Origin of the sequence: Shewanella sp. Sh95 (assembly GCF_001308045.1) — a bacterium.
Taxonomy (GTDB): domain Bacteria; phylum Pseudomonadota; class Gammaproteobacteria; order Enterobacterales; family Shewanellaceae; genus Shewanella; species Shewanella xiamenensis.
In genome coordinates this window covers 18,294-30,739 of the sequence record NZ_LGYY01000262.1, presented here as the reverse complement: position 1 = coordinate 30,739, position 12,446 = coordinate 18,294, and the positions used below count along the sequence as shown (strand labels likewise).

The following is a 12,446-nucleotide window of genomic DNA, read 5'->3' as shown; positions in this document are numbered from 1 at the left end:
TCAGGCCCAGGCTCGGACACCGCAACCGTGGCGGATGAAACCGCCCCGAATGCCCCGACCGTATTGATCGTCGATGACGGTAACCCAGGTGATGGCCTGCTGACGCAAGCCGAAATCAACGGTGATGGCGTACAGCTCCAAGTCACCATCAACCATGCCGACTTTGCTGAAGGCGGCCACGTGAACCTGACTATCGTCAATGGCACCGCGACCACCGATGTGGAACTGAAGCTGGTGAATGGGGCGCTGCAGTTTGCTGACGGCACTCCGGCGACAGGCTACAGCTACAACGCCACCACCGGCGTTATCAGCTGGACGGAAACGCGTCCGGCGGACGGTGCACTGCTGAAGGTGGAAGCGACCCAAACCGACAAGGCAGGTAACACCTCAGACAAAGGCAGCGACCAAGCGACTGTTATTTATGCGAATGACGATAGCTTTACCAAGCAAGAAGATCAGTTAGTAACAGGTCAACTTTTGACTAACGACCATTCAAGTAATACAAGTATCGTCAGCTTTACCTTCATGTATAACGGCACACTAACAAGCTTCAATGCAGGTCAAACAGTGGCCCTCTCCATAGGTAGCTTGCTAATACAAGCTAATGGAGAGTTCAAATTTATACCTAATCAGCACTGGTCAGGCGATGTGCCCACTGTTACTTACACGACTAATACGGGAGATACGGCAACACTCAATATTACAGTACAACCAGTTGCCGATAAGCCATTGGTTGACGTGATACTGACCGCTAATGGCACACCACTTTACAGTGGTTTTATCAGCTCAGGGATTACAACTGAACAGTTCCGCAATGGCGATTTTACTCAGCAACCATTCAACACTGGAGCTAAACAAACAGATGCTTCCAGTGGCCAAGATACAGTATATGGTTCGACTGGAAACGATCACATAGTTAGCACTAATGGCGGTGGAGATCACTTGCTTGGTTATGCTGGCAATGATGTGCTAGTCGGCGGAGATGCTATTCAAGGTGATACAATTAATGGCGGCATTGGGAATGATATCTTAGTTGCAGGACTTGGCCAAGATAGCTTATATGGTGGTGAAGGGAATGATATTGCCGTCCTTATGGGCAATCGCGCTGATTATATCATCACAAAAGACTATAGATATTCACAGTGGGACAACTGGTTCAACTTCACAACAATTGAGCACGGACAAACAATAACAAAAGCACTGCACGATATCGAATATATCCAATTTGATGACGGCATTTATGAATTGGACAAGAACACTGGTGAGCTCGTCATGGTTCAGCCAACCTATGTTGACTACCCAGTTGAAATCCATGCATCTCTATCTGATCGTGACGGGAGCGAATTGCTCGACTCCATTGAATTAAGTGGTTTGCCCGCTGGCACACAAGTGTTCTACAACGGACAACTACTCGGTGTAGCTGACAATGATGGCAAGCTACTGCTAGATTACGACGGCCCTGATGGCTGGACTGGTGGCAATCTCTGGGCTGAAAATGCACTGGACGCTACGTTGACAGGAGTCACAATTCGCGTTCCAGGAACAAGTGCAGGTCAGGTTGACTTGGTAGTTGAAGCGGTTGCCAGAGAGAAAGGGACCGATCTCACTAATTCTGCAACGGGTGAAGATACCATCCGTCTTGATTACTTCAAGGGCACAGAAGGTGAGCCAGGAGACCAAAATGTCAATTTTGGCAGCGAACACAATATTGTTGTGGGAGACCTTGAAGGTAGCATTGTTCTGCCAGGTCAAAACTACAATATTGCCTTTATGGTCGATAGCTCAGGCAGTATTAACGCTGATACGCTAGAGACGATGAAATTGCAGTTGGCTCAGGTATTGGAAACCCTCAAAGACAGTGCAAGCGGCCAACAAAGTGGTACGGTGAAAATTTTCTTGGTTGATTTTGATACTCACGCCAAGGGCAGCATCAGTGTAGATCTTAGTGACCCCAATGCATTAGATATTCTTCAAGATGCCTTAGATGATATGAGCAGCGGCGGCGGCACCAACTATGAGGATGTATTCACAACTACGGCCAACTGGTTCGCCAATGGTGATGCCCAAAATAATAGTGGGGCGACTAATCTTGCCTTCTTTATTACCGACGGCAAACCAACCTACTACAATGCTGTTCCTGGTGGTAACCCACTGGTATACGACACTTGGGGGAGCAATAATGATCGTAGCTTGTCACAACTCATCGGCAGTGGCTACGTATTCGGCCAAGTCTATACAGTTAACGGACATGTGGTGATTGACGAAAATGGTAATGTTTTCAGCGTAGACGTCTTCAACAGCGTGAGCCGGAGCCCTGTTGGAGCAATGCGACCCGATGCCCAAGGTAACTATCAGTACTATGCTTTAGCTGGTAATGGTAGAGACTCCAGCGCGGATACTATATCAAATTCCCAAGCAGGCTTTGCATTGCTCTCAAGCCTAGGCGTCACGGTTCAAGCCATCGGCATGGGTTCGAACATCGATGAGGATGACCTATTACCGTATGACTCTGATGATAATGTTCAAACGAATGTTGATGCTGATGATCTAGCCGATGCAATTCTTGGCAACCAAGTTAACGCCATACCAGGCGCAGATCGTTTTGATGGTGGTGCTGGAGATGATGTCATCTTTGGTGATGCGATACACTTTACTGGCATTAGTGGCCAAGGCTTCGCCGCTATTAAAGCCTACGTTGCCGATAAGCTAGGTATAGCTGATGCTAGTGATGCCCAAGTTCACAGATACATCAGTGAACATAGTGACGAGTTTGACCAATCTGGTGCAAACGACAAAGCAGACATCATTTTGGGTGGTGCTGGTAATGACATTCTATTCGGTCAGGGCGGCAATGATTATTTGGATGGAGGTGCTGGTAAAGATACTCTCTATGGTGGCAATGGTAACGATACTTTGATTGGCGGTGCAGGTAACGATACTCTGATCGGTGGCTTAGGTGATGACGTTCTACGTGGTGATAGTGGTAATGATACCTTCGTATGGCGCTATGCGGATGCTGACAAAAGCACAGACCACATCATGGACTTCAATGTGAGTGAAGATAAGCTCGATCTGAGTGATTTACTCCAAGGAGAAACGGCTGGCACGTTAGAAAGCTATCTGAAATTTAGCTTAGATAGCAGTGGTTCTACCGTTATCGATATCGATGCTAACAAGGATGGTGTATTTGATCAGCATATCGTGCTCGATGGGGTTAACCTCTATAGCCAATATGGTGCGACAGATAATGCAGGTATTATCAATGGATTACTTGGCACTAATGGTAATGGCCCACTCATTATCGATGCAGCGCCCGTGACACCAGATGCACCACAAGGAGTGACGCCACTGATAGACCCTCATAATAATGGCACTATGATTCCTTAATAAAATCAGTTCTGATGGCCTATAGAAATATAGGCCATCATGACCGATACTTCTGATAATCAAATAAAAATCAAAGGATAGATAAGAGGTGCCTGTTACAGCTTCTGAAAAAGTTGAACAGTGGACTATTTCCGCTTCACAGCGAGTAATAGTAGATCCACTGTTAGATTGTTTAGTACTCCTTACTGAACATTTTGGTAATCCATGCTCAAGTGATTCACTTGCGGCAGGCTTGCCTTTGTCTGGAGCGGTACTAACACCCGATCTGCTCCCTCAAGCAGCATCACGCGCAGGATTAGCGGCCAAATTATCTCGTAAAGGTTTAAATGAGATATCGCCAATACTGCTACCCTGCATCTTATTATTAAAGGATAAAAAAGCCTGTGTTTTGCGGGAGTTTGACATCGAATCCGATCGAGCTGTCATTCAAATGCCCGAGACTGGGGGCGAGGAAATACTCACAATAGAATCGCTTGAAACTCTGTATGTGGGCTATCTATTTCTCGTTAAACAAGAATATCGTGGGGACATGGGGTTCGATGTCTATTTACACGACAACAAAACCCACTGGTTAGTCCAAACTCTCAAGGATTCAGCCCCCATTTACCGTGATGCCTTAATTGCCTCGATTCTCGTGAATATTTTCGCGTTGGTTTCTCCGCTGTTTATCATGAATGTGTACGATAAAGTCGTACCTAACCTTGCATTTGATTCACTTTGGGTATTAGCAATTGGTGCATCCATTGCCTATTTATTTGACCTTGTTATGCGTCAACTAAGAAGCTATTTAATTGATGTGGCAGGTAAAAAGGTAGATATCATTGTTTCATCTCGTCTATTTGCAAAGGCAATTGGGATTCCATTAGAAAAACGCTCTCCGAGTGTTGGAGGCATGGCAAAACAACTTGGGGAGTTTGATAGTATTCGGGAAATATTAACCTCTGCGACTATTACAACCTTAGTTGATCTTCCTTTTGCATTATTTTTCTTGATTGTCATTTATATCGTTTCTGGGGATTTAGCCGTTATTCCAGTTGTTGGAGGCTTGATCATTCTTGGTTTTACGCTGTATACACAGCCCAAGTTAAAAGCGGCTATCGAAGAAGGTAATAAATTCTCCAGCTTAAAACATGGACATTTGATTGAAAGTCTCTCTGCACTGGAGTCGATTAAGGCTAACGGAGCAGAAGGGATTGTGCAAAAAAGCTGGCAACAGATGATTGGCCATAGTGCTAACTGGCAATTGCGCTCGAAAAAGCTCTCAAATTCAGTCTCTAATTTCGCTAACTTTATCGTGCAATTTACCGTGGTCTGCGTGGTAATTTTAGGTGTTTACCGTGTGTCAGATAATGCAATTTCCATGGGCGGCATTATTGCGGCTGTTATGTTATCAAGTAGGGCGATAGCTCCAATGGCGCAACTCGCGGGATTGTTAACACGCGCCAATCACACCGCCAGTGCTCTACGACAGCTCAACGAACTTATGACTCAAGAAGATGAATTTGAAAATAAAGGTCATCTGGTGAGTAAGTTGCGGTTAATCGGGAAAATTAACGCCGATCATGTTGGCTTCAGTTATCCGGGCTCTGAAAAACCGGTACTTCATCCGCTTACATTAACGATTAATCCTGGTGAGCGAGTTGCGATTATTGGCCGCAATGGTTCAGGTAAAAGTACTTTAGCTAAACTTCTGGTTGGACTCTTCCAACCCACAACAGGCAGCCTGCGGTACGATGGTGTCGACTCTGCCCAAATCCATCCCAGTGATTTGCGCCGTAACTTTGGCTACTTACCTCAAGATGTCACCCTATTCCATGGAACAATCAGGGACAACATTCTATTTGGTACTCGCCAAGTGACTGAGCATCAACTGATCCGTGCGGTACAACTTTCTGGAGTAAGTCAGTTCACTCACATGGAAGCAGAAGGGCTAGATCAGCAGGTTGGTGAAGGAGGTATGTCTCTTAGTCGCGGACAAAGACAAACCGTAGCCCTTGCCCGTGCGACACTGAACGATCCACCAGTATTATTAATGGATGAACCTACAGCCAGTTTGGATGCCCGAGCGGAACAACAATTTATCCGCTCAATGCAAAATGTTAGCAAGGATAGAACCTTGCTACTAATCACTCATAAAATGCATTTATTACAATTGGTTGACCGAATTATTGTGCTTGAACGCGGCCATGTGGTTGCCGACGGCCCTAAAGCCGAAGTGTTAGAAAAACTCAATTTTGGCCTAGTTAATGGAGGCGCCAGAAAATGAGCAAACACCTCACGGCAAATGATTTAGATATGGTCGATGATGTTTATGGCGCAATTATGACTGATGCTCCTAGTGGGCACAGATTAATTATTTGGGCTTTAGCGGCCATGGTCGCCTGTTTTTTGTTATGGGCAGGTTTTGCCAAACTCGATAAGGTGACAACGGGTTCTGGCAAAGTTATCCCTTCTTCTCAAGTTCAAGTCATTCAAAGTCTCGACGGCGGTATCATGCAAGAACTCTTTGTGAGAGAGGGTGATATTGTCACTAAAGGGCAACCCCTTGTTAGGATTGATGATACACGTTTTCGTTCTGACTTTGCTCAACAGGAGCAAGAGGTTTTAGGTTTAAAAACGAATGCAATTCGCATGCGCGCGGAATTAGATAGCATTCTAATCTCTGATATGACTTCTGACTGGCGTGAGCAAGTAAAAATAACCAAAAAAGCTTTGGTATTCCCCGATAGCATTACAGAAGCAGAGCCTGCATTAGTGAAGAGGCAGCAAGAAGAATATAATGGGCGCTTAGACAATCTGAGCAACCAACTGGAGATTCTGGTTCGTCAGATACAACAAAGACAACAAGAAATCGATGACCTTGCCTCAAAAACTACGACCTTAACAACCAGTATGCAGTTGATTTCTAGGGAGTTAGAGCTTACGAGGCCTCTGGCTAGAAAAGGGATTGTGCCCGAAGTTGAATTACTTAAACTCGAACGCGCAGTGAACGATGCTCAGGGGGAATTAAACTCATTGAGACTGCTTAGACCAAAACTGAAAGCAGCATTAGATGAAGCCATATTAAAACGCCGTGAGGCGGTGTTTGTTTATGCCGCAGACCTTCGTGCACAGCTAAACGAAACACAAACTCGCTTATCAAGAATGAACGAAGCCCAGGTTGGTGCCCAGGATAAGGTAAGCAAAGCGGTGATTACATCGCCGGTAAATGGCACGATCAAAACTGTGCATATCAATACGTTAGGCGGAGTTGTCCAACCGGGTGTTGATATTATTGAAATTGTCCCATCCGAAGATCAACTATTGATAGAAACCAAAATCCTTCCTAAGGATATTGCGTTTTTACACACAGGTTTACCTGCAGTCGTTAAGGTAACGGCATATGATTTTACTCGTTACGGGGGTCTTAAAGGTACAGTCGAACATATTAGTGCCGATACATCACAGGACGATGAGGGAAATAGCTTCTACCTTATAAAGGTGAGAACCGAAGAATCAAGTTTAATCAAAGACGATGGCACGCAGATGCCAATTATACCGGGGATGTTAACGACCGTTGATGTCATAACCGGACAAAGATCCATTCTTGAGTACATTTTAAATCCAATTTTAAGGGCTAAGGACACAGCGCTCAGGGAGCGTTAAGCCTGTTATAAACCGGGAGGTTTGCAATGAAGACTTTAGTAAGACGACAATTTCAATGTTCAAAAATAGCTGTGTTGTTATCAGCTATCTTGCTTCCACTATCGGCTCAAAGCCAAACGTTAGAGCAAGCGGTTGCGCATACACTCGATACCAACCCAGATTTACGCGTGGCTTTTAATCGCTTTAAAGCTAGAGAAGAGCAAGTGAATCAAGCTATTGCTGGTTATATGCCTACAGTAGATATCACTGGTGGTTATGGCTATGAGCAAACAGATAGTGTATCAACCCGCAGACGCAAAAATGTCGGCGATGTTGATAGCAATGGTGTTGCTGAGCTAAACCGTGGTGAATTTGGTATTAGCCTTAAACAAATGCTATTCGATGGTTTTTATACCAGCAGTGAAGTTGACCGTTATAGCTTTGAAGCCAGTGCAGACCAATGGGCCCTTCTTGCCGCAGCAGAAGATATGGCATTGGATGTCAGCAAAGTTTATCTAAACTACCTTCGTACTGATGAAGTATTGAAGTTGGCTGAAAAAAATCTCAATAGCCATAAAGAAATTTATGACCAAATCAAGCAACGTACCGATTCAGGTTTAGGCTCAACCGCCGACCTATCACAGATTTCAGGTCGTCTTGCCCGTGCAAACGCTAACGTAATTTCGGCACGTAATAATTTACTCGATGCTAAAGCCCAGTTTATCCGTGTCGTGTCCGCTGAACCCGTTGACTTAATTCAACCCGTTCCTGATGCAGATATGTTGCCTAAGGATTTAAACAGCAGCCTAGCAGACGCTGAAAAAAATCATCCTATTCTCAAATCTGCAGCAAATGACATTCGTGCCGCTGAACATGAGCGCTCATCGGCCCAAGCCAATTATTATCCACAAGTCTCGTTAGAACTTAACGGTAGCTGGAATAATGATGTGGGTGGTGAGGATGGTGTAAGTGCTATCGCGAGCCAAAATGTCGGTGGGTATAGCAATGATATCGTTGCTATGGTGCGAGTCAGATACAACCTATTCGCTGGCGGTAAAGATCTTGCTCGCGAAAAGGAATCTGCTTACAAACTGGGTGAAGCGAAAGAAATCCGTCAACGTGCACAAAGGGAAGTCGTTGAAGGGGTAAACCTTGCATGGAACGCCTACGAAATGTTAGCGCCTCAAAAGCAATACATTCGCGACCATGTCATCGCAGCCAAAGACACTCAGTCCGCCTATGCGCAACAATTCAATCTCGGCCAACGCAGCTTGCTCGACTTACTGGATACTGAGAATGAGTTATTCGAAGCTCGCAAGGACTACTTACAAGCTGAATATGATGAAATCATTGCGAAATACCGTGTACTAAATGCGACAGGCCGCTTACTCGACTCACTGAAAGTGACTCGTCCAGAAGCATGGCGTGGCGAACGTAACTACGAAGGAGGAGCTAACCAATGAAAACCACAATCCTTTTCCTTAGCGTGGCGCTTTTAGCAGGTTGTTCCATGCGTGATACTGTCAATATTGATGATATGACAACAACTCAAGCATACGATCTTTCCGATAAGGATGGTGATGGCGTTATCGAAGCCCGTGAGCGCTGTAATGATACAGCCAAAGGAGCTGGCACAGATAACTACGGTTGTGGTCAGATCAAATCAATCAATGAGCGTAAGGAAATTAATGTATTATTTCCTAATAACTCAGCATATATAGCACCAGAGTATTACCCGCAAATAGAAGAAGTTGCTATTTTCTTACGTCAATATCCAACGACTAAAGTGACTATTGAAGGTCACACTAGTCGTACAGGTACTGACGAACGCAATGCGGTATTATCACAAGAGCGGGCAGATGCCGTCACCGCTGTACTGGCCGAACGTTTTGGTATCGACAGAAGTCGATTGACTGCAATAGGATATGGCTCAAGTCGGCCAGTCGTTCTAGAACGAACACCCGAAGCAGAAATTCGTAATCGTCGAGTCGTTGCAGAAGTGACGGGAGACGATACGGCGACAGATATGAAATGGACGATTTATTCCGTCGATAACGCAAAATAAGGTCTAACAGAGTAGGTTATGAACGGCAGGCCAAAGGGTACAAGTGCATTTATTCGAGCCTGCCGCTCTAGCCTTGTTGCATCTGCATTAGGGATTAGCTTTCTATATGCGTCTCCAACCCAAAAACTTGATGAAGCGAAAATCACCTCAACGTTAGAAAAACGCTATGGTGAACGTGCAGGGATGCGAGCACGGGCTTGGTTTAAAGTATTGGCAGAGGCAAGCACGGTTGACGAAAAGGAAAAGCTATTGAAAGTGAACAACTTCTTTAACTTATTCCGTTTTGTTGATGACATAAAATTATGGGGAGAATCAAACTATTGGGCCACTCCGATGGAGTTCATTGGGGTCAATGGTGGGGATTGTGAAGATTTTTCAATCGCCAAATATTTCACACTGCTTCAGTTAGGTGTTCCCGAAGATAAGATGCGGATCACTATGGTTAAAGCCACAAGCGTGAATCAGTATCATATGGTATTGGCTTACTATGATACGCCTTCATCCATCCCTCTAGTACTCGATAATCTCGACCATGTCATCAAACCCGCAACACAACGTAAAGATCTCATACCCGTTTACAGTTTTAACGGTAAACAGTTATGGCTAAATAAAGAACAGGGACGAGGCGTTTTAGCCGGCTCGTCAACACGACTCGAAAAATGGAATGACCTTAACCATAGGTTAGGGGTTGATCGCCTAAGACAACCCAAATTAAAACTGGAGTAGCACCCAAGATGACACTGTTTAGACAGATTTATTCGCTGCTTTTTAGCCTGTTTTTGTTAGTAGTAGCAAGCCTTGGCTATGTGCAATTCACTGAGACTCAAAGCTTTTTAACCAAGCAAATGGAATCGGATCTAAACAACGCCAGTACTTCGCTTGGATTAATGCTTACTCCTGCACTTGAAGCTGGCGATACTGCGGCTGCCGAAACCTTAGTTAACGTTATTTTTGAAGGCGGCTATTATCAAAATATCAAGTTGACTTGGATGGTTGATGGCAAACAACAGGAATGGAATAACCCGCTAAAAATTGAAGACGTCCCCCAATGGTTCATCAATTTAAAACTATTTAAGACAATCAAAAAAGAAAGCACTATTACCTCCGGATGGTTACAACTGGCGCAACTAGAAATCACTGCGCACCCAGGTTTTGGTTACCATGAATTATGGCGAATTATGTCAAATACCATTATCGCCTTTTCATTGCTGTTTTTAGTCGCCATTTTTACTGCAAGATTAGGATTAACTTGGATCTTAAAACCACTCCACGCTTTATCTGATCATGCTAAAAAGATTGCGGCGCGCCAGTTTGGCCCCGATATGCCCTTGCCTAAGACCACTGAACTCAAAGATCTCGTTACCGCATTCAACAGCATGTCAGCTCAACTTAAACAACTCTTCCAATCACTCGATGAAGAGGTTGGTACTTTACGTAAAAAGAATCTCACAGACCCCGCCTCTGGACTGCCTAACCGCCAATATGTGGTGAGCCGCCTCAATGGCTGGCTAAGCGAACCGAGTAGCGGAGCCCTGTTTTTAGCTAAGCTAGACTGGCTCGAAGAAGTTCACAGTAAATATGGCTATCAGGTTCGTGATGAAACCATTCGCCTATTGGCCGAAAAACTAGTTCAGCAATTAAATGAGATCACACCTTCTGTGATTGCGCGAATTGCCGCATTTGAGTTTGCCTTCCTCGTTACCGATGTCGAGCATGATCAAATTAGCAAATACCTGCAAACGCTGATCCGCACCATTAACCAAGAAATCTCTAAAGCGGGCTGTAAACCCAATGAAAACTTTGCCATTGGTGTCGCTGAACGTATTGGCCAAATGAAGGTATCCGATATTCTTGCCCAAGCAGACAACGCCCTGCAAAAAGCACTCAAAGAAAATAAGACCTTCCATTGGTTCGAGACAACCGAACAACAGCTTTTCACCCGAGAACAATGGCGCGATAACCTTAGCCACGCCATTAGCAACAAAAAATTCAAGTTTCGTTGGCAACCGATCCAATTTTGTAATGGCGATGGCGTGAGCCAAAGAGAACTTTATTGCCAACTCGAGTTGGGTGATAAGCTTGCTCATGCAGGCCAGTTTATGCCGTATATCGAGCTACTCTCACTCGGCTCATTACTCGATAAATGCCTCATTGAGACAGTCTACGAGCAAAAACTGCTTGAGCGTAACTATGAGCCACTGGCAATCAACCTAACGCATCAAAGTATTAGTGATCTCCAGTTCCACGACTGGCTTAATCACTTCCTGCGCAGTGCTCCACAGGTTGAACGGATTTGCTTTGAGATCCCTGAAGCAGGAGTTTATAGCGATTTAGAATCCTGTACTCGCCTTTGCAATATCATTAGAGACAATGGTGCAAAATTTGGTATAGACCACTTCGGCCGTCAATTTGGCTCCATGTCTTACCTGCAAGAGCTAAGACCGAGTTACGTTAAACTTGACCAATCTTTCTCTTACTATGACGAAGCATCACATAATAGCGAGCTCTGCCGTGCGATTATCAATGTGGCTAGAGGATTAGATATTCAGGTGATAGTGACAGGAATTCAAGAAGAAGCTCAGCTAGAGCGCTTTAATGAGCTAAAAACGGATGCCTATCAGGGCTTCATTGTCCCACCAGAAAATATCGACTAAATCGAACAACATTGCATTAAGGCTCCTTCGGGAGCCTTAATTATTTGAAGGGGAGATTGAATAAAGTATCGCAACACCTCATTGCGCAATCACGACGAGACAACAAGGCGTTTAAAAGACAGATACAAAAAAGCCTCAGTAATTCTTTCGAAATTCTGAGGCTTTAGTGTAATTGGTCGGTGATAGAGGATTCGAACCTCTGACCCTCTGGTCCCAAACCAGATGCGCTACCGGACTGCGCTAATCACCGTAACTGTTAACTATTTGCCTGAAAAATCAAGCGCGCTAGTTATGCGAAGAATGTGGTCGGTGATAGAGGATTCGAACCTCTGACCCTCTGGTCCCAAACCAGATGCGCTACCGGACTGCGCTAATCACCGAGATGTTAAATGAAATGGGGTGACTGATGGGGCTCGAACCCACGACAACCGGAATCACAATCCGGGACTCTACCAACTGAGCTACAATCACCACTGAATTTCACTTTACTGCTAACCTCAAGCTCACAACTCATTCGGAGAGATGGTGCGCCCAAAAGGATTCGAACCTTCGGCCTCACCCTCCGGAGGGGTGCGCTCTATCCAGCTGAGCTATGGGCGCTCGCCTTGGTTAGCGCCGCATATAGTATGGACAAATAGCCCTTGAGTCTATAGCTGTTTTGCACTTTTTTTACTGACTGCTCAAGTTTTGATACATTAGCATGCTTTTTCAGCGGA

The 12,446-nt window shown here is 45.0% G+C and carries 7 protein-coding genes and 4 tRNA genes; 7 read left to right on the top strand and 4 right to left on the bottom strand.

Features of this window, described 5'->3' with window-relative positions:
- From AEA42_RS19210 to AEA42_RS19180, 7 genes are all read left to right on the top strand, one after another.
- The coding region (locus tag AEA42_RS19210; protein ID WP_156312378.1) for a type I secretion C-terminal target domain-containing protein at positions 1 to 3,387 on the top strand (3,387 nt) is incomplete at its 5' end.
- Between the two features lie 88 nt (positions 3,388 to 3,475).
- Positions 3,476 to 5,653, top strand: a complete 2,178-nt coding sequence (locus AEA42_RS19205) for a type I secretion system permease/ATPase (RefSeq protein ID WP_011715608.1) — start codon at positions 3,476 to 3,478, stop codon at positions 5,651 to 5,653.
- On the top strand, positions 5,650 to 7,032 hold the full coding sequence (locus AEA42_RS19200) for an HlyD family type I secretion periplasmic adaptor subunit (protein WP_055648566.1): 1,383 nt from the start codon (positions 5,650 to 5,652) through the stop codon (positions 7,030 to 7,032). Before AEA42_RS19205 ends, AEA42_RS19200 begins: the two co-directional genes overlap by 4 nt.
- 26 nt (positions 7,033 to 7,058) lie before the next feature.
- Positions 7,059 to 8,474 (top strand): type I protein secretion system protein AggA, encoded by a 1,416-nt coding sequence (gene aggA / locus AEA42_RS19195; protein WP_055648565.1) that lies wholly within the window; start codon positions 7,059 to 7,061, stop codon positions 8,472 to 8,474.
- Positions 8,471 to 9,076, top strand: a complete 606-nt coding sequence (locus tag AEA42_RS19190; protein ID WP_023265410.1) for an OmpA family protein — start codon at positions 8,471 to 8,473, stop codon at positions 9,074 to 9,076. The genes aggA and AEA42_RS19190 overlap by 4 nt, the downstream gene beginning before the upstream one ends.
- A gap of 18 nt (positions 9,077 to 9,094) precedes the next feature.
- Complete coding sequence (locus AEA42_RS19185) at positions 9,095 to 9,802, top strand: transglutaminase-like cysteine peptidase (protein WP_023265411.1); 708 nt, start codon at positions 9,095 to 9,097, stop codon at positions 9,800 to 9,802.
- Between the two features lie 8 nt (positions 9,803 to 9,810).
- Positions 9,811 to 11,730 (top strand): EAL domain-containing protein, encoded by a 1,920-nt coding sequence (locus tag AEA42_RS19180; protein WP_055648564.1) that lies wholly within the window; start codon positions 9,811 to 9,813, stop codon positions 11,728 to 11,730.
- Between the two features lie 173 nt (positions 11,731 to 11,903).
- On the opposite strand, the gene AEA42_RS19175 is transcribed toward AEA42_RS19180, so the two are convergent.
- The 4 genes from AEA42_RS19175 to AEA42_RS19160 form a co-directional block, all read right to left on the bottom strand.
- Positions 11,904 to 11,980, bottom strand: a tRNA-Pro gene (locus tag AEA42_RS19175).
- A gap of 53 nt (positions 11,981 to 12,033) precedes the next feature.
- Positions 12,034 to 12,110: transfer RNA gene (locus AEA42_RS19170), tRNA-Pro, on the bottom strand.
- Between the two features lie 15 nt (positions 12,111 to 12,125).
- Positions 12,126 to 12,201, bottom strand: a tRNA-His gene (locus AEA42_RS19165).
- A gap of 52 nt (positions 12,202 to 12,253) precedes the next feature.
- A tRNA-Arg gene (locus tag AEA42_RS19160) sits at positions 12,254 to 12,330 on the bottom strand.
- Positions 12,331 to 12,446: the final 116 nt, after the last annotated feature.